14 protein-coding genes and 1 pseudogene are annotated in these 20,074 nt (G+C 40.3%); 5 read left to right on the top strand and 10 right to left on the bottom strand.

All coding sequences use genetic code 11. From position 1 onward, the window contains the following. Positions 1-84 precede the first annotated feature (84 nt). On the top strand, positions 85-1,035 hold the full coding sequence (locus TY15_RS20265; RefSeq protein ID WP_040205828.1) for a PD-(D/E)XK nuclease family protein: 951 nt from the start codon (positions 85-87) through the stop codon (positions 1,033-1,035). A 26-nt stretch (positions 1,036-1,061) separates the two neighbouring features. Here TY15_RS20265 and TY15_RS20260 read toward each other — a convergent pair whose 3' ends face one another. The 5 genes and pseudogenes from TY15_RS20260 to TY15_RS20245 all read right to left on the bottom strand — a co-directional run bounded on the left by TY15_RS20260 (position 1,062) and on the right by TY15_RS20245 (position 3,619). Further along, positions 1,062-1,403: a zinc ribbon domain-containing protein YjdM gene (locus TY15_RS20260; protein WP_040205827.1), complete on the bottom strand. Its 342-nt coding sequence runs from the start codon at positions 1,401-1,403 to the stop codon at positions 1,062-1,064. A gap of 160 nt (positions 1,404-1,563) precedes the next feature. Then, positions 1,564-1,719 (bottom strand): annotated as a pseudogene (locus tag TY15_RS23835) (nitroreductase family protein); the annotation flags it as partial. A 77-nt stretch (positions 1,720-1,796) separates the two neighbouring features. Continuing rightward, a complete protein-coding gene (locus TY15_RS20255) occupies positions 1,797-2,186 on the bottom strand; it encodes an IDEAL domain-containing protein (RefSeq protein ID WP_040205825.1) in 390 nt (129 codons plus the stop codon). A 78-nt stretch (positions 2,187-2,264) separates the two neighbouring features. Continuing rightward, the gene (locus TY15_RS20250; protein WP_040206246.1) at positions 2,265-2,690 is read right to left on the bottom strand and encodes an RrF2 family transcriptional regulator; all 426 of its coding nucleotides are present in this window, start codon (positions 2,688-2,690) and stop codon (positions 2,265-2,267) included. A gap of 317 nt (positions 2,691-3,007) precedes the next feature. Beyond that, positions 3,008-3,619: a LysE/ArgO family amino acid transporter gene (locus TY15_RS20245; protein WP_040205824.1), complete on the bottom strand. Its 612-nt coding sequence runs from the start codon at positions 3,617-3,619 to the stop codon at positions 3,008-3,010. 317 nt (positions 3,620-3,936) lie between these two features. Here TY15_RS20245 and TY15_RS20240 point away from each other — a divergent pair, with 317 nt between their 5' ends. Beyond that, positions 3,937-4,239, top strand: coding sequence for a hypothetical protein (locus tag TY15_RS20240; RefSeq protein WP_042375359.1), 303 nt, complete (start codon positions 3,937-3,939; stop codon positions 4,237-4,239). Positions 4,240-4,403: 164 nt separating this feature from the next. Here the strand turns inward: TY15_RS20240 and TY15_RS20235 are convergent, their stop codons facing one another. Both TY15_RS20235 and TY15_RS20230 read right to left on the bottom strand, forming a co-directional pair. Next, positions 4,404-6,803 (bottom strand): putative bifunctional diguanylate cyclase/phosphodiesterase, encoded by a 2,400-nt coding sequence (locus TY15_RS20235; RefSeq protein ID WP_052353858.1) that lies wholly within the window; start codon positions 6,801-6,803, stop codon positions 4,404-4,406. Between the two features lie 10 nt (positions 6,804-6,813). Further along, the gene (locus TY15_RS20230) at positions 6,814-8,001 is read right to left on the bottom strand and encodes a beta-ketoacyl synthase N-terminal-like domain-containing protein (RefSeq protein WP_052353857.1); all 1,188 of its coding nucleotides are present in this window, start codon (positions 7,999-8,001) and stop codon (positions 6,814-6,816) included. Between the two features lie 251 nt (positions 8,002-8,252). Between TY15_RS20230 and TY15_RS20225 the strand changes: the two genes are divergently transcribed. Continuing rightward, positions 8,253-9,911, top strand: a complete 1,659-nt coding sequence (locus tag TY15_RS20225) for a M20/M25/M40 family metallo-hydrolase (protein WP_040205819.1) — start codon at positions 8,253-8,255, stop codon at positions 9,909-9,911. A gap of 209 nt (positions 9,912-10,120) precedes the next feature. On the opposite strand, the gene TY15_RS20220 is transcribed toward TY15_RS20225, so the two are convergent. Then, positions 10,121-10,687 carry an MOSC domain-containing protein gene (locus TY15_RS20220; protein ID WP_040205817.1) on the bottom strand — a complete coding sequence of 189 codons (567 nt, stop codon included), beginning with the start codon at positions 10,685-10,687 and terminating at the stop codon, positions 10,121-10,123. 150 nt (positions 10,688-10,837) lie between these two features. Continuing rightward, positions 10,838-16,699 carry a lamin tail domain-containing protein gene (locus tag TY15_RS20215; protein WP_042375356.1) on the bottom strand — a complete coding sequence of 1,954 codons (5,862 nt, stop codon included), beginning with the start codon at positions 16,697-16,699 and terminating at the stop codon, positions 10,838-10,840. A 284-nt stretch (positions 16,700-16,983) separates the two neighbouring features. Between TY15_RS20215 and TY15_RS23355 the strand changes: the two genes are divergently transcribed. Further along, positions 16,984-18,111: a HupE/UreJ family protein gene (locus tag TY15_RS23355; RefSeq protein WP_052353856.1), complete on the top strand. Its 1,128-nt coding sequence runs from the start codon at positions 16,984-16,986 to the stop codon at positions 18,109-18,111. A gap of 218 nt (positions 18,112-18,329) precedes the next feature. Further along, complete coding sequence (locus TY15_RS20205; RefSeq protein WP_040205816.1) at positions 18,330-19,313, top strand: metal-dependent hydrolase; 984 nt, start codon at positions 18,330-18,332, stop codon at positions 19,311-19,313. Between the two features lie 159 nt (positions 19,314-19,472). On the opposite strand, the gene TY15_RS20200 is transcribed toward TY15_RS20205, so the two are convergent. Then, positions 19,473-19,856 carry a hypothetical protein gene (locus tag TY15_RS20200; RefSeq protein WP_052353855.1) on the bottom strand — a complete coding sequence of 128 codons (384 nt, stop codon included), beginning with the start codon at positions 19,854-19,856 and terminating at the stop codon, positions 19,473-19,475. Between the last annotated feature and the right edge of the window lie 218 nt (positions 19,857-20,074).

The following is a 20,074-nucleotide window of genomic DNA, read 5'->3' as shown; positions in this document are numbered from 1 at the left end:
TGTCCCCCACCCAGTTAATGCATTAATCGGGTGGGGGACAGGCCCCCTAAATCTGTTACAATGAGATTCTAGGAGGATTTATTTATGTATGTACACCGTGACTACCCTGAATTTTCTTGGTCCAACTCTAGACATAAAACATTCTTGGACTGTACTCGCAAGTACTATCATCAATACTACGAATCTCACAATGGTTGGTTATATGATGCCGCAGAAGAAAACAAATCAGCCTATCGTCTGAAGAATCTCAAAAATATCCCCCTTCTATTAGGGGATACGATTCATAAAGTCATTGATTGGCAGTTGAAACGATTCCTCACTGAGAAAGGCCTATTAACGGAAGCAGAAATGATCACGCTGGTTACACAAAGCCTGAATAAGGCGTACCTCGACTCCACCAAGTCCAGACACCTCTGGGTGAATAAGCCAAAGCGCTACCAAATGCTGCATGAAATCTATTATGATCATGGGCTTAGTCCCGATGTGATTACGACTGCGAAAACGAAGCTCACTCTGTGTGTGCAAAACTTTTTCAGCAGTAAAACCTATCAAGATATCCTGACAAAGCTCGAGATGCATGTCCTCTATTCCGAGGATTTCCAAACCTTTGAGGTCAACGGTGTCGATGTCTTTGTTGTCCTCGACTTCGTCTATAAAGATGTCAGTCAGGATAAATGGATTGTCGTCGATTGGAAAACGGGGAAAGAATCGGAGGATGACCGTAAGCAGTTGGCCTTTTATGCTCTGTTCCTTTCAAGAGAGCATGACATTCCCGTTGAGGACATCATTGTACGCAATGAATACTTGCTGACAGGAAAAAGCCGAGAATATGCCTTAACGGAATTTGAAATCAGCGCTGCTCAGCAATTAATGAATGACAGTATCTATCATATGCTCCACTATCTAGACGATCCTGTGAAAAATAAACCGATTGGGATCGAGCATTTTGCCATGAATGCCTCTAAAAAATGTCTGAGCTGTAATTTTAGAGAGAAGTGTACGGGTGATCTAGATTCACATGAGAAAAAAATTTGAGCCAGGCAGTGGGCCTAGCTCAATTTTTATACCTTTTTCACAAATTCAGATTTCAACTTCATCGCACCGAAGCCGTCAATTTTACAGTCGATATCATGATCTCCATCGACTAAACGGATATTTTTCACCTTTGTGCCGACTTTTAAGACGGATGAACTTCCTTTTACTTTTAGGTCTTTAATGATCGTAACTGTATCGCCGTCGGTAAGGATTTTCCCATTGGCATCCTTGTAAGTCCGTTGTTCTTCCGCCTCTGGCGCCCCTGACTCTAGCGTCCACTCATGGGCACATTCAGGACATACCAACAGACTTCCATCTTCATACGTATATTCAGACTGACATTTAGGGCAATTAGGTAGATTTGACATTAGCGTTTGTTCCTCCAAATGATTATTTCAATAAAAAGAACCCTCCATTTTTACATGCAGGGGGCATTCTCCGTATTTTAACATGAATGGTAATCACAAGGAAGGATATATGTTATAGAGCAGACTTACCTGATCCACTTTACAACCTCATCGAGTTCCCTTCAAAACCAAAGGAACTAGGAGACAATCTGCCTGCTTCAAGGATATAATCAAAGTCTTCGGATGAAATAATCCGGTCAGCATCAAACCTTTTCGTCGCATGCCGAAATTGAAATGCCTGTAGAACCTCATCCTTCTTAGCTGTTTTATCCATCATTCATTACCTCCTAATTCTTATAAAAAGCATGGTTACCGTCAGATAGTTTGCCACTTTTAACGCCAGACAATCCCCTTTTAAAAATTTGCTTTTGTATCGATATCCGCTATCCTATTTGGTTTGTTTTCTGTATTGGCATGGTGGGCATAGCCTTTTGATTTCGTTTGAATTGAGCGTAGGGCTTCCGATAATTCCGTAAACCATTGCTCATCCTTGGTCACCAAGGCGATATCAATCAATGACAATAATTCAGCCTCATTATGATTTGGAACCATCGACAGTTTTTTGACTGATTTAGTTAAGATCCAGATCGCTTTGCCGATGAGCTCCTCTTGATCGCTTTCAATGACGGCGACCTTTAGCAGCCCCTGCGCCACGTTTTCTCTCTTAACATAGCCATGTACTAATGCACCTTCACGCGATCTCCCCTGCACCCAATCACCTTGTTCCACATTCAATAATGTCATCTTTCGTCACCTCAGTTTCATTTTTATCGTTCACTACTGTAATAAAAATATATACAGATTATATGAAAGAAAAGAAAATTAGTCACTTTCACACTGCTTTATTTTCCTAAGAACCATTTGGATGGTCATTTTTTCATAATACTTTTCTAAATATTCTTCAGCATCATGAAAAATTTGATCCATCACCACTTGGGTTTTGGATGAAACTAAACACTTGTCTTCGGGGTCTCCCGTACACCAATTAGGTTTAAGTGTTCCCTTTGAAACAATTCGATAAATGTCAGCCAATGTTACCTCCTGAGGATCCCGATCGAGCAAATAACCGCCCCCGACCCCTTCCTTTGTTTTCACAAAGCCATGATTTCGCAGGTCACTCATTATTTTTCGAATCCTCGCTGAGTTTGTACAAACACTTCTTGCGATGACGTCACTACTAGCCATGTGATCGGGAAGATAGGCGAGATATACTAAACTATGGACCGCAATGGTAAAGTCACTTTTCATGATGATCTCTCCTTCCTCAAACAGCTTACTGTAATAATAATTTTTACAGTTAAACGTGTCAACATTTCTGCTCTTCCCCTGCTTAATCCTAGAATTTGAATAAAAGACCCCCAGTTTGCAATGTTCCTTTCTTTTTTGAAGAGTCACGGGCATCGGTCGCCTTCTATGGTTGCCATTCTTCCTTTTTTTCCAGCCACATGGTCATCATAAGCCCCCTACGGTTACCATTCTTCCTTTTTTCTTGCTCCAGGGGGCATCATACGCCCCTTATGATTACCGCTTTTCCTTTTTTTCCAGCCGCATGGGTATCATTCGCCTTAAAATAAAGAAAGCACCAGGTATACGGCCGCTCCCCACATGACCACAGCTGAAATTTTATTCAGAGCGAGCATGAACCTTCCGGAATGATCCAGCTTCCCGCTGAGCCTGCCTGCTAAGGCAAGTCCAGTAAACCAAGCCCAAGATACAAGGATGCAAGCCCCAGCAAACATGACCTTTTCTTCCCCGTGATAGGCAACGGAACTCGTCCCAATCACCCCTATGGTATCCATAATCGCATGCGGATTCAGCAACGACACAGACGAGGCAAACAGCACCTGCTTCTTTACCGAAAACGACTTCGCCACAGCCTCTCGATCCTGACTTGGTTCACTTCTCCAAGCGGTCCAGCCCATATAAACTAAAAAGATCACCCCTGCTCCGATCAAAATCGCTTTTATCCAAAATGAACTGAGGATGAGCAACGACACACCGAGAACGGAGACGGTAATTAAAAAGGTATCACACAAGGCAGCTGTGACAATAACAGGCAATGCTTTAGTAAAACGCGGTTGGAGCACCCCCTGATTAAACACAAACACATTTTGCACCCCAAGCGGCAAGATAAGTCCAAACGCCAATATAAACCCATGAATAAATGGTTCAAGCATCGATTGTTCATTCCTTCCTTACAATCTATCAAACTATCTTAAGTGTAAATGGAAACTTCACCGATGTCTCCAACCAATTGGATGGATTCCAAACCAACCAAATACTATAATAAAGAAAATACTCTAGTAAGGAGCACACTCAATGTTCTCAATCGATTGGAAGCCATACAAGAAGAAGACGGTTTGCGCCGCATCTCAATCATTGTCAGAGAGCTTGTATCTTAGGCGGCCGTTTTGTGAATATAAATATTTATTTGTTTCATTAGGTTCCATATCTAAACGAAGTGCATATGTTTATTGGTAAGGAGTGGAATATTATGAAACAGGGACAGGATCCATTTGAGATTGAAACGCTAAAGCATATTAGAAATAGACTTGATTATATTTACTCCATCGCTAAAAGATACAACAGTGATAAGCCTGAATTAATGGATACGATTGAAAGTTTAGCTATGGTCGCCAACATGTTTGCAAAGATTAAATTAGAAGAATTAACCGGTAAAGTTGAAACCACAAGTCCCCAAGGGTACATCGTCAATAAACTAGGAAACTCATACTCAAGAATGAAAAATTATGAAAAAGATAAAGAAGACCTAGACTTTCCTGCTTGGAAGCTCTGATTCTTGCTTTGTTGCTTTCAATGGTGATTTCGGAACAGAACTAAAAGGCGCCTCCTTTTCGGCGTCTTTTTTCTGGCATAATTACAAATGCGTCATTTTTTAAAAATTTATTCATAAAAAAAACCGAGTGCACTGACACACTCGATTTGAGATTAATTTTCTCATTAAATGAAGTAATTCTGTTCAAACTCTTCCTTTGTTAAAGGCTGGCTGAAAAAATATCCTTGCACCTTTTTACAGCTATTTTCCTTCAGGAATTTTAATTCTGCTTCTGTCTCCACGCCCTCGGCGATCACATCGAGATCCAGATTATTAGCCATTGAGATAATCGTCTTAACGATCGCACGGTTACCTGCGTTTCTTCTAATATCCCTCACAAATGATTGATCTATTTTAAGCGTATCAATTGGAAATCTCTTTAAATAATTTAAAGACGAGTAACCCGTCCCAAAATCATCAATGGATATGGCGATGCCTAATTTCTTTAAATCCTGCAGTTTAGAGATAACAGACTCAATATTCGACATAGAAATACTCTCTGTAATCTCCAGTTCCAAATAGTTAGGATCTAGCTCTGTCTCATCTAAAATTCTCTTAACGGTCTCAACGAAGTTTCCCTCAGAAAATTGCCGCATCGAAATATTGACCGAAATCGGTATAGGTCGAAATCCTTGTTCCTGCCATCGTTTATTTTGTAAGCAAGAGGTTTTTAAAACCCATTCACCTATAGGTAAAATCAGACCAGTTTCTTCTGCTAACGGAATAAATGTACCAGGGGATACCATTCCTAAATCGGAACTAGCCCACCTTATTAATGCTTCCATTCCAACAATGGTATTCGTATCAATATCAATTTTGGGCTGATAGTGGATAATAAATTCGTCTAATTCCAACCCTTTACGCAAGGCCTCTTCAAGAACCATCTTTTGCCGATAATTTTCATTCATCTCATGTGAAAAAAACGTATAGGCATTTTTGCCACTTTCTTTTGAAGAGTACATCGCAATATCCGCATTTTTAATTAAGAGCTCGGGACTATCACCATCAGCTGGGTACATACTAATCCCCATGCTTGAAGTAACAAAAAGCTCATGATTTTCTAATGTAAATGACTTTTTAAAAACGGAAATAATACTTTGAACAAAAATAGTCGTTTCTTCTTTCGTTGCTCCAGATAATATAAAGGTGAATTCATCGCCGCCTAGTCTGTAAACAGCATAATCCGTCAGCATATCAACGACAACTTTATTTAATCGTTTCGCTACCTTTTTTAATAAAAGATCACCATTTTCATGATTAAGGGTATCATTAATAATCTTAAAACGATCTAAATCTAAAAATACAACGGCCACATTTTCGTGATTCTTCTTTGCCTGTTGAATTCGTTGCACTAATTCCTGATTAAAGGCACGTCGATTAGGCAGACCTGTAAGCGTATCATGAAGGGCTTGCCATTCAATCCTTTTTTCATGTGTTTTCCGCTGCGTTATATCCGTGGCGACACAAAGAACTTGTTTCTCTCCAGACGAGACAATTGGCAATTTAATGGTTTGGATCCATCTCCTATTCCCATTCGCATCGACAATCTCATCCTCAAGGATAAGTTTTTCTTGAAATGTGGCTAAAACCTCGTGATCTTCACTAGCATTCATTTTTGCCTTGTTTACATCAGGATTATAATCAATTTCATAATTTCCTATCAGGTCCTCGGACTCTACCCCGAATAACATTCCATACGCTTGATTGGTTAATGTATATCTTCCATCATCACTTTTAGCGTAAATATAGCTTGGATTTAAATCGATTATTCTATGGAGAAATTCTTTTTGATCAATGAGGGCATTATTCATTTTCACAATTATTTTTTTGTGCATTCTAGTAACCGGGATCACAATTCCAACCGATAAAAATAAGACGGCAATACTGCTTGGCAATAAAATAAAGTCTTTAAACATATTCATTACGCCAATACAATATCCAATTGTCGTAATAAGAATAAAATATTGTAAGAAAGCCTTAATTTCAGAATCTATTAACTTCAAACATATCACTAACGACATAACGATTATAATAATAAAAAGTAAGAGATTCAGAATAAATAGCCATGACCACTCACCATAGATGGGATAGAAAAAGCTTATTTTAGCCAAACCAACTGATTTAACCCATTCGAAGCTAGTAATCCCCTTTTCGCCCCAACCAATCAGATAAACAAATAGAGAACAAGAATATAGGATTATTATCATTTGTTTCGTCATCACATATTTTAATATCCTTGACTCCAATAAATCGGATGTTTGATTGATGGCCACATAGATGATCGTAAATAATGTTGGCGCTAATAGAATCGAACCAAACCGAAAGAATCGAAAGAAGAAGTCTATCTCTGTCACTGAAAGAAATTCACTTGCATGTAATATCGAAGAATCAATTTGCCAAAAGGAAGTAAAAATAAAAAAGAGAAATAAAAATTTCGATAAATTGGTTCTACCTAAAATATAAATCGTTGCCACCCCTGCTGCTAAGGGAAACAATGAAAAAGAAAGCATTAATAGAAAAATCATAGCTATTTCCTCAATCTTCTTTTGTAATAAGTAGACAAGTATTATTGCCGCTCATTCCGTGGTTCGTTATAGCAACACTTTCTACGTTTTGATACTTTGTTTCAAAAACAATGGGCAGGTCCTCAAAGCCGTCCCCATTGGTCTTGATCGTGGGAGGAATAAATCCATGTTCAATACTGAGTAATGAGGAAACCACTTGAATGGCACCCATTGAACCAAAGGTATGCCCGATCATGCCTTTAATAGAGGTAATCGGAACAGCAGAGCCAAATAAATGTTGATGAGTAATGTACTCCACAGTGTCATTCTGAATGAGTCCCAGTGCTTGACTATTTACATAGGTTGGGATTACATCCCCTACAGCACCCTTTAATGCTGCTATCATTGATCTACCCGTTTCATCAGACCGTAAGAGGCTAAGCCCCTCATTGTTCGAAGAAGCCCCTTTGACATGGCCCCATATTTTTGCCCCTCTGCCTTCAACGTCCTTTTTCCGTTCCATAATAACGACTGCAGAGCCTTCAGCTTTAACAAAACCTTTATGGGATTTAGAAAAAGGGACCCCAGTTTCTGCGATCTCAATATTTTCAGCAATATTAGCTGTCTTTAAGAACCCATAGGTTATCCAATCACCAAGTAATGCATCAGAACCACCCACAATACAGATATCCGCGTAACCCGCTTCTAAAAACATTTTTCCCATCAGGATCGCATCTAGGCTTGCCGTGCAACCAGTTGTGATGGTATAAGCCTGTCCATTAATATCTAAGTGTTTGATAATCGCTGCAGATAAAGTATGTGAATCCCCAAGAGATACATAGTGTAAGGGGATCTTTTTTAGATTATTGTCATGGTTCGCATACTGTTCAACCTCTAAGATGCCACCACCAGATGTCCCCATGATGACAGCAATTCGGGCGGATTCGGTGTTTGTCAGTTTTGCCATAGTAAAAGCCTCTTCAGCTGCGGCAATTCCAAGCTTACTCGAGCGGGGGTATCTTTTATAATTTTGGCCTGAAATAGAATCTAACTCTTCATGAACGACTCCACAGACAATATTAGAACCGTTATGACCCCGTCCATGTAGTATTTCTTGGGTACATGTACCCGTTTCTATCACATCTTTAAATTGATTTATATTATTGATTCCCGGTGCTTTAATCCCATAACCTGTAATAACTACTGTATCAGTATCCATAAACACCTTCTACTTACCTATTAAATTTTTAGTAATTGCTAGTTTATTATATGAGCAAATTCGACACAAAACAACAAATTTCGACATCCATCTGACTACTAATTTCTCCCTACGACTTTTGTCTTTACACAGGGATGGCCTCTATTAGACAGTAGTTCCACTGAACCTCACTCATAAAACTTGACGATTTTCCTCTCATGAGCTACATTTTTGTAAAATACAAATTTTTCTAAAAAAAAGGGGTCTAGCATATGTTGCCATGTCGGGAGGAGATCCTAGCATTCACCAACCAACTCGTTAACATGAAAAGTGTGGTGAACACACCGGGTGAAGCAGTCATTGCCCAGTCATTATTTACAAGCCTGTCTTCTTCACCCTATTTCTCACAAAATCCAAGCTACATCACGATTGAACAGACACTAAATGATGATCAAAAGCGTTATAATGTCTTGGCCTTCGTAAAAGGGACGAGGGGAACGAGCAGCCGTACAGTGATCTTAATGGGCCATATCGATACGGTCGGGATTGATGATTTTAATCAATTAAAAGAACAAGCCTGTTTTCCTGAGGAACTGATGGAGGCTTTGAAAAATGAACAAATGTCTGACTCAGCGAAAGAACACCTTCATTCAGGTAACTGGCTATTTGGCCGCGGTGTCCTCGATATGAAAAGCGGGGTGGCCAGCCATCTTTATCTCTTAAACTATTATGCCGAACATCCCGAGAAGCTAGATGGAAACATTGTTTTCTTAGCCGAGTGTGACGAGGAAGATAGTTCGCATGGAATCCTGTCCGCTTTAAAAACCTTAATACGTTGGAAAAAGGAGCATGGTTTTGACTATGTGGCCGCGATTAATGCCGATTTTGTTTCGCCCCGCTATGAAGGCGACGAAAATCGCTATATCTATAAGGGAACGGTCGGAAAGCTTCTGCCATCTTTCTTTATAACGGGCGCAGAAACACATGTCGGCTCGGCTTTTGAAGGACTAGATCCTAATTTTCTTGCTGCGGAGCTCACAAAGCAAATCAATTATAACCCTGAATTGTGTAACGAGGCTTTTGGAGAAACAACTGTCCCGCCCGTCTCTTTAAAGCAAACTGATTTAAAACCGTCCTATACCGTGCAAACAGCTTTGTCAGCCTATGTTTATTATAATTTCTTCATCCATTCATGGTCGCCGAAGGATGTGCTGGAAAAGTTAAAAGAGCATGCGTTCACTGCCTTTTCCAACGCCCTTACTTCTTTTGAGGAAAGGTATAAGCAGTATTGCGTGATGAGTTGGGAACCCTATCTTCAGCACCCATGGAAGCCTCGAGTGTTCACCTATGAAGAAATGGAACAAAATTTGATTGTGGAGCATGGAGAGAGGTTTAGTGCCCACATGAAGGTATTTAAAGAGCAGTTGGTAACTAATAAGGAATTAGATTCTCGTATGTTTGCCGCTCGAGTTGTCGAGGAGGCTTGGAAATGGATGAAGGATCAAAGCCCGGCAATGATCTTATTTTATTCCTCCCTCTACTCACCAAGAATTGAATTAACCGGGAAGACGCCGGACGAACGTAACTTAATCGAGGCATTGGATCGAGCGGTGGAAGAAATTCAACCGGCTTATCCGTATCCGATAGTGACGCGGAATTTCTTCCCCTATATCTCGGATATGAGCTTCGTGGCCCTTAGTGATGAGGAGGAAGGCATTCAGGCTGTTTCTGCTAACAATCCGAGCTGGGGCGCAAAACACTACATTAATTTTCAAGACATCCGTGAGATCAATGTACCGGTGATCAACATTGGCCCATATGGATTAGATGCTCACAAGAAATTGGAGCGAATGGAAATGACCTATTCGCTCGAAATCGTTCCTAATTTGACCAACCTTGTGATTCAAAAGCTAATTGGTGCTAGGAGCTAGACAATTTTTCAGGTTGATACGGACAGGTTCTACATCTACTATCAAAGTTGGTTTCTATGAATAAGTAGATGTAGATGTAGTCGTGCTCTACTTCTACTTCCCTGTCTGTTTTCTCTGAAGATCTACTTCTAAAAAATTGATTTCAACTCACCATGATTCCGCTCAATTCGCGATCAAGTTTATGTGCAGCGGTTCTTATTTCACCCCACTTATTGCATGGGATTTTGATAGTTGTTGATCAGAATTTCCACTCTATCCGTTTCCTGAATCGGTCCAGGTACTTCGACGGCACAAACAACTCCTCGCCGTTTATACCCCGCTTTCACAAAACGGACAGCCAGCTTCTCATGATTTTCGTAATGCTTTTGTATTTCTTCACCTGGTAGAGTGCATGGCTGATTTTCCCCCATACAGATTAACGCAGCCCCACTTGGAAAAAGAATCCGTGAGCCGATCGTCAATTTGGTTAAATCCGGGAATCCACTCACCAACAGATTCGCACCGAGCCACTCAGGCTTTACTGCTTCCACTCCTAATATTTCGGCAATCTTAGCCAATTCTTCCTCTGCCACAATTGTGATTTGCCGGCGATTCCAGATTGCCGTTCCGCGTGGATACATCGGTTGTCTCGAATCCGCCTTACTGGTTAATCCAAAATGACGATCCCCCTTGATACCACCAAATTCAAGATTCACTTCAGAAATTCGTCTCGTCACAAATGTGTCCGGATTGTCTGCTAGTAAAATCGCCTTAACACTTGCCATAGCCTTTTCCATCTAGAATGCCACCTTTCTCCCTTGCCATTTATTCCTATTATACAAGAGTCCATATTAAAGAACACGTGACAATATCGGATTCTCCTTTCACACAAAGAACGGCATCTCCCGTGGGAGATACCGTGATCTTTGTATAATGGGCACTAGAATTTATCCACGATACTTTCCACTATATCTTCTTCTCCCCCACCAAGTACCCGTGCCAATCAAGATAAGCAGAGTCCCTGCGAGTAAGGCATTAAAGATATTGCTTCCTGTCAATGGTAACTGACTGCCTCCAGGCCCCGTTTCATGAACAGGAATCACTCCATTTTCATTATACCCCTGTCCAGATCCACCTTGAGTTGACGTATCAGGTAAAGTGTTTCCTGGATCGTTAGGCCCATCTGGATTACTTCCCTGGCCTGTGCCCGGATCAACTGGGTCAGGCATACTTGGGTTCTCATCCTTCCCTTTTGTAAATGTCCAAATGTCCGAGATCGCTTTTCCAGTAAAGCCATCTTCAGCTACTGCGTACCAAGAATAAGACTGATTCTCCGCTAAACCTGTCCATCCCGTTTGAGTAGTAGAGCCGCTAGAAACATTTTCTACCTTGCCAATTTCCGAATCCGTATAAATATTGACCGTAAAATAATCAGTAGCCACTCGTTTCTGCTGCGGCTGAAGATCCACATCTATATCCCGTTCATCCTTTTCAGGAAATTCACTTGGGTCATAGAAATTATAATCGTCCATATATGGCGAGTACGTATTGACAATTATCTTGTTATTTTTCTGATCAAAATGAAGCAGCTTCATATATCCTTGTCCGCCTTCAGGTCCCCCTTGATAATCACCAAGCATTTGGTAGACTTGACGGTCCGGTACCCCATCCCCATTATCATCGATTGGATCAATCAATGTCTCAGAGTCGTGATAGTGACCACTAAGTACGGCAATAACATTTTTATTTGGTTCAACCAATTGACTATAAATACGATTGGCTAACGGACTGCGATTTCCAGAAACAAGCAAATACTCATGGAAGTTTAAGATTGCTTTGCGGTGTGGATACTGCTTCAATACATTACTCATCCATTGAATATCCTCATCTTGTACGCCCCAGCCCATATATAACATAATGTAGTCATTTCCATTGGCCGAAATTAAGTCATAGTGACCGCGATTGTTCTTGTAAGAAGCTCCGTAGTATGGCTTGTCCTTGAACCGATCTTCGCCAAACCACTGAGAGAAATGAGTATAATCACTTGTTTTATGATCAACATCATGGTTACCGGCTAGAACACCGTATGGAATATTGTTATCATCTAACACCTTCATGAATTTATCGGCATCCTGCCATTGGTATTCCTTATCAGCTTCGTCAACGATATCACCTGTATGGAACACATATTTAATTTTCATCTCATTTTGCTTTTCAGCAATCCATTTTGTCATTCGATCATAAATCCATGGATAGCTTTCGGCATAGTATTGCGTATCAGACATCCATACAAACGTATAATCATATTGATCAGGTGAAGTTGGGATTTCATCCTGAATCATGACATTAATTTTGTGATCCTTGACAAAATCACTAACAGCCACGTTTCCTTTTAATTCGAAATCTTCCTGACCGGCAATCTTATATTGAATCATCGACCAGTCATTGGTGTGATGGTTCCAAGCATACATGGACACTTTTCTGCCTGGCAAAGACTTTCCTTTCCAATCTAATTCTACAAGATCTGTTTCATCCACTGCGTCATCCACTGTTACTTCATAACGTTGGTACGGGAATTGCGTAGTAGAATCCGTTACTAAATATTGTTGATCCTCTTGTGAGACAAGTGAGATATCTTCACTAGTGAAGGCTTGTTCACCATCAGGAACCATTGTTTTCGGCGGCTCAGTATCCGCTGCGTTTTTAAATGATTTTACACTTGCTGTCTTGCTGGCATCATATTGGAACCCTTTATAGAAAGAAACAGCCAAATCATCATTGGTTGGGTCCGTTACTTTGACCTTTAGGGCAGGGTTTCCATTCACTGGTGTCTCTGCCCCATCTGCTGGTGAAACCAGTTCAGGCTTATTCGGATTCTCATTTGGTACAGTGAAATGGATCGTTTTCGCAGCTTTGTTTCCTACCTTATCAAACGCTGTAACAATTAGGATGTGCTCACCAGCAGTCAGACTTGAAGAAGTTGTATCGTAAGGAACCGTGATGTCTTCCCCATCTAAATTGACTTGCAGAGTTTGAACCCCAGCAATTTCATCCGCTGCCTCTGCCTTAATGGTAAACGCACCTTTATAATCCTTCCCATCCTCCATGTTTGTCGTGATCACTGGTGCCGTATTATCAACTTTCACCGTGGCACTCACTTCATCATTTGAATCTTGAACTTTGATAGCATGTTCACCATCTGATACCTGTGTTGTATCCCATTTGTACGTTTTTGAAGGAGCATTCGCTTCTTCTAAAATAAACGTGAAATCTTCAAATGGACGATAGGTTCCATCATCACCCATATCGTAGGTTTTGTTTGGATCACTTTTGGCTGGATCTCTTAAAACCGTTCCATCCGATAGTACTAATCGAGCATTGCGAATGTTAAAGTCATCGCGATTTTCTTCCGATTCCTCTAATTGAAATGGTGAAGCCTTATTTCCTGCACGAACCGTAATCACATTTTCCCCTAAGTTAAGACGATCGGCATCAAGTGGTACCGTAATGGTATCCCAATTATTAATTCCGTCATCAAAAATGCGAAGGATATCATCGCCCATGGTCACTCCGTTTTGGAAAAAGGTATTTACGCCACTTACCTCAAAAGCAAAATAGGCTTCATGTTCTGCTGATTGGTAAATACTTTCTTTCTGTTCAGCTCCATCAATGAATAATTTCAATTTATCAGGTGAGTCCAGCTTTGAAGTGCCCTTCAGAACCTTTTCTTTTGAAAGAATATCACCATTTTTCACATTTAAACGGAGATCTGCATTATCATATTCACTATTAATCGTAATTTTGTACGTATCGCTAGTTACCTCGTGTACACCATCTGATACTACAAAGTAATATTCCACATATTTCTTACCGACAATTTCTGGAGAGTAAATCGTATAGTGATACATTGTATCATCGAAATCCTCTGCTAACAGTGCTTTACTGAATTCGGATTGAGTATTCGTACGGTAAAATAAGCCCACTGATTTGACTCCTGTATCATCAGAAGCATCTGCTACAATGTGGATGTTATCCTTTTGATCCACCTCTGTAACGCCGGTCATGTTTTCAATGACTGGTTTAACCGTATCTTCCTCTAAATGAACCGGTTGAACTGGTACTTGGGAGGCTTCTACTGTCCCTGGGGTTGCCGTTTTTATACCCATTTTTGTCAGTTTTGTTGATCCATCAATAGGATATTTGTAAACAATTCCTTTATTAGGCTGTGTATCATCAACATTGGCTTCATCATAATAGTAAGAAACGGCCAGTTCTTTCTTGGTATTCGTCGCAACTACTAAGCCCCTTGCAGAAGCATTGGCCATTCCTGCACTATAAATTTTCACAATGTCTTTATTTTCTACTAAGTCAGCTCCATAATTCTCATTGAAATCAGCCACTGTTTTATTTGTATTCTGGTCATTGATAATCCAAAACACAAGCGTTTTCTTCGATGGAATCACGACATCATCTGGTACAGAAGGCCAAATCACGTCTGTTGTAGGGTCCGTCCCATAGCGGTATTGAAGCTTATAATCTTTAAAGTTAACATCCTTATCCGTATTGTTATAGACTTCAATAAATTCATATCCATCTGCTGAGCCAACATTGGTAGAATCGGGCACTACCTCTGTAACTAGGAAGGCTGGGAGTTTATTAAAATCCACAACTGATTTCTTCACTTTAATGATCATTTCATCCGTTTTTGCATGATTTGTCCCATCAGAAGCCTCGATATAGTAAGTAATATCCGACTCCACAATGGCACCTGGTATTTCTACGGCAAAATGAGAGGGATCGTCTTGGCTCGCATTCATGGATAGCGATGTATAGCTCTCCTCACCTTCTTGTTTATAGTAAAGAGTAGCAAATGGGGCTGCCTTATTATCTGTTATCATTGCTTCTACTTTCACTGCAGTAAAATCATTGCTTTCCGTAACAGGTGTATGAGTGATAACAGGAGCTTCTTCATCCTTTGGCTGCTCATCAAGATTAACTGGTTTTGTCGGAACCTGAGCAGGAGCAATTGTTCCTACAGTCGGACCTGCTAATACCTTCCATTTGTCCATTATCGTTCCTGACGCAGGAAATTTGTATTCAATCCCATTTCCGTTGTTATCGTTCTCAGTCCCTAAATAACTGGCTGAAACAATCTCATTTCCTGCTTTATCAGTTATGACCAGGGCGCGCCCTCCCGTGTTTGCGAATCCAGGAAAGATATCCTTAAATTCAATCACTTGAGTACTAGATAATGCGAGACCATAATTACCATTAAATTCCGCTAATGTTTTATCCCCATTATTAAACCACAAGACCACTGATTTCTGCGGTTCAACAGTTGTATTGGGAACTTGGAATGGCAAATCTGCTTTACTTCCATCTGTATAGCGGTAAACAAAAGAATATTGATCAAGGGACATAGATTTATTGGTATTGTTGTAGAGTTCAATAAACTCGTAGTAATCTGTTCCTGCTCCTGTGGAATTCGGTGACAATTCCGTAATAAGAAGAGGCAGGTCACTATATGTATCTTCTTCTACTTTCACAGCAATTGTATGTTCCTCAGTTTTTGTCGTATTTGTACCATCTGTTGCTTCAATATAATACGTAAGATCGGCTTTTACACTTGGACCCGGAAGCTCAACCATATACTTTGCTGTATCTTCTGAGCGAGTGTTCATCTCCAAGGAAGTAAACTGTGTGTCTCCCTCATTTTTATAATAAACGGTCGCCTTTTGTACTGCCTTGTTATCGGTAATGTCCGCTTCAATCGTAATCGCAGAAAAGGCATGACCCTCCGTCACAGGTGTGTGCTTAACCACAGGTGCTACCGTGTCAGTTGGAGGATTATCAACCGTTACCGGTATTGTTGGAACTTGTGAAGTCTCCATCGTTCCTGGTGTAGGAGCAGCCAATACACGATATTTTTCCATCTCCGTTCCTGTTGCTGGATATTTATATTCAATCCCGGCACCGTTGTTATCATTTTCAGTTCCTAAAAAGCTTGCCGAAATAATTTCCTTGCCAGCTTGGTCTTTAATTACCAGGGCACGGTTCCCCCCGTTTGCAAATCCAGGGAACACATCCTTAAAATCAACTACCTGATCAGCAGTTAAGCTAAGCCCATAATTAGTATTAAAGTCAGCTAATGTTTTATCGCCATTGTTAAACCAGTAAACCATCGTTTGTTGTGGCGCGATAGTGACAGCAGGTACTTCGAATGGTTTCTCGACACCCGTATCAGTATATTTGTAAATAAACGAATTATTAGCTAATGACATAGGTTGATTACTATTATTATAGAGTTCTATATACTCATAATAGTCGGTTCCGCCTCCCTTTGAATTGGGAGATAGCTCTGTAATCAAAAGCTGAGGAAATAAGTTGTAATCTTCTTCTGCTAGATTCGATTCTTGTGTAGCAGATGTCTGATCCAACGATGTTGGCGCTGTACTGTTAGCTTGAGTTGTACTAGAATCAACTGGACTTGATTCTTTGCTAGCTTGCTGTGTAGTAGCTGCCGGTTCTTCTGGCTGAGCAACCGGTTCCGTTTGTTCTGTTTCTGTGGAATCAACCGTCCCCGTTTCAGTCGGATCGGTTTGACTAGTGTCACTTGCATCGCCTTGCGTTGATTCTTCATTGCTCGGCTTTGCTGTATCTGCCTGTTCTGTCACCCCTGGCTCAACAACTTGATTTTCGTTTGTTAATTCCTCTGCATAAATTCTCTTAGTGGATGCTGTGAAACTTGCATTTGATAATAGAATCATTGCCATAGATACAAATAAGAACGTTTTTTTCACTTTCTTCATTATCTTACGCTTCCTCATACGCTTCCCCTTTTCACTCCTTATTCACAACCATTTTCAATTGTACGTAACATTTGTTAAGCATCTTTTAATCCAATATTAATTTTCGTAAAATTTTGTTTATTTATTGTAAAGAAAAACACGCTCTTAATATGACTGACATCTATTTTTAGTGGTATTTTTACATTCGCTTTATACTCCATTTACGATTGATCACTAGAATGATAGAGTAGGAAATCCCATCCAGTTGATGGGCAGTTACTTTATAGAATGAAGGGGATGTGTGGATGATTATTAAAGGAAAATTCATAGTCTGCATTTTGTTGCTGTTACTCATGACAGTTACCATGATTCAGCCACGGCTGGCAGAAGCCCATTCAGGGTCAGTTGGCTATTCTGACGTACATATCAAAGGGAAGCAAGTTACGGTTGATTTATTCTTACTTGCTGACCTATTGGGAGGTCTCCTGAATATTGATCAGGACCAAGACGGATATATGCAGGAGGATGAACTTGCCCAAGCAAAACCAGCTATTGAGCAGTTCATTTTTAAAAATTTCTCTATTATCAATAATGGGTTAACTGGACAAGTACAGGTTACCCATCTTTCATTAGCAGAACGTGGAAATTTATCCATGATTCAGGTTGAATTGGATTATGTATTTGAGGAGCCTGTAGAAGAGTACGAGATTGATTATTTTATTTTTTATAAAGACATTGATGTAAACCACCAAAATTTTATGACCATTTATAATGGCGACCAAAAAGTCGAGAAAATATTTACCAAGGAGAAGAATATTTTTCAAGGGAAGGTCGTAAAGGGAGGAGAAAAAGAGGGAGTCAAGGCAGCAACCAATGCTCCACAAAGTGAAATCCTAGGTTTTGGCGATTACCTGCTCATGGGGATGAAGCATATTTGGTCGGGGATTGATCATTTACTCTTTATCTTTGGGCTTCTTCTCGCAAAAGGGACATATCGCGATTATGTCAAAACGTTAACTGCTTTTACAATTGGACACTGTCTCACTTTAGCCCTGGCTGCGACAGAGACCTTATTCATTCCAGGCAGGATTATCGAACCGTTAATTGCCCTAAGTATCATCTACGTTGCCGTGGAAAATATTTGGGCGAAGTCCTTCAAATGGCGCTGGTTAGTTGCCTTGAGCTTTGGACTGATTCATGGTTTTGGGTTTGCCGAATTATTGATTGGAAAATTAGGAGGCCACTTTACACTCCCACTTTTTTCGTTTAACCTCGGTGTCGAAATTGGACAAATCGTTGTACTTATTATCATGATTCCATTGATTTGGTCCCTTCGAAGAGTGCAGTGGCAAAGGAAGGCTGTCTATAGTCTTTCTAGTATGATTAGTGTGATCGGATTGTACTGGTTTATCGAAAGAGTCCTACAGGGATAACTTCCAGAAAAAAGTGAAAGGACACACTGTGCACTTTCACTTTTTTCTGGCTGATGCCTCAACGGACATTTAACCCATTATTTGAAAGAGAACCTTTGCCATATCGCGGTTTTCCATCCTCCCACTAAACAAATGGCTATTTTGCCCATAAGCGTAAATTGGTACATTCTTTCATATCCTTATAGCAAGACAGTAAAATAAATAAGGGAGGCGAGCGAATGGATACTTTTTCACATATTGTTATCGGGTTTGGCATTGGTGCACTGGCACAGCTCGATCCTGTCGTCTCATCTAGTCACGGCCTCACACAAGCGGTGCTGTTCGGTGCTGTGATTGGTTCCAATGCACCTGATTTTGACTATATGTATCGATTAAAAGGCAAGGGAAGTTATTTTCGGAATCACCGCGGCCCGTCGCATTCACTTCTGATTCTTCCTTTATGGGGTCTGCTCATATCAGGCATCCTTAGCGTATTTTTTCCAAGTGCCGATTTTAGACATCTAGCTTTGTGGACATTTATAGCTGTCATCCTCCACGTTCTGTTTGATTTATTAAATGTCCACGGGACGCAAATTCTCCAGCCGTTTTCGCAAAAATGGGTGGCTCTGGGGGTCATCCCATTAATCGATCCTTACATTTTAACGATTCATTTTCTAGGATTTTGCTTGCTTATCTTCTATCCGGCAGGAACAACCTTTTTCATTATTTATCTATTCATATTTATCTATCTTGCCTACCGAACCCTGTCCACCACCTTTACGAAGCGGTACCTTGAAACATACTTTGTAAATGCCGAACAAATTAAACTTATCCCCGGGCTTGATTTATTTAAGTGGAATATCATCATTGAGACAAACGAAGACTTTCTATTTGGGACCTATTCCAATCATGAATTATTTATTGACCATACACTCCCCAAGGAAATTAACTTTAAAGATGTCGTAATTGAAAGTACAAAGGATCAGACGATCTCAGACTTTCTTGCCGGTACGATGTACGCTTTTCCAATTGTTAAAAAACGAAGGACCGGGTATTTCGTCTATTGGCGGGACATTCGGTTTCGTAAAAAGAAGTTTTTCTTCTCGCATGCCATTCACTTTGTCAGCACTGATCAGAAGATCAAGAATAGCTATATCGGGAGGATTCACTCCTTAAAAAAATTGAGGGAGGTACTGCGGAAACTGCAGTCCCCCCTTGATTAAGTCAATTAAAAAAAAGCCGAGGAATAAGAGACCTCGACTACACGGAATCAGATAAATTGGTTCTGGTTCCTTTTATAATTTATGCTTTTTTCAACGGTAGCGCAAAACTAGGAGCATTGCTTGTCCTATCCATGTAGTGGCATAAGTTCAGATAACCTATTAGCGGTCAATAGGCGCCCCCGATAATTCTTTTATTTTATCGATCCAATCCTTAAAGCTTCCAAATTCATTGGCATCAAATCCAAAATGCGTTTTGATCAGGTGAACCGATTTACTTTCGTGCTCATGAAAAACGCCATCGGAATAGATTAACTGAAAGAGTTCAGCTAAAACGATATATTTGGAGCGTTCATTTTTGAACATCGATAGGATTTCTTCAATCCCCAGACCTTTAATGTTGTAGTTCTCCAGTTTCATTTCCCTTTGATATCTGTTCAGTATAGAGTTCTCAAATATCGATAAATTGCCATCAATTCGGGCTACTAGTGTCGCTAATTCAAGAAACGCCTGTTTCTCCTCCAGCGATAGTTCTGCTAAGAACATTCCTTTACAACTCCTTTTAATCTTTGTTATATAGTATACGATATTTCGCCGCAATAGTTTCAATTATACAGCAACTGAAGCTTTCCAAGTCCTCCTCTAATCTGAAACAAGATTATCTTTTTATAAAGAAAACTCGCCGACTGGCGAGCCCCTAAGGGCGAAGACAGAGGCGTAGTTGCACTTATGCCTGATTGGAAAGTTATACTTTCCTATCGGCT

It is taken from the genome of Neobacillus jeddahensis (assembly GCF_000612625.1).
GTDB lineage: Bacteria > Bacillota > Bacilli > Bacillales > Cytobacillaceae > Neobacillus > Neobacillus jeddahensis.
This window is presented reverse-complemented; position numbering and strand designations above follow the sequence as displayed.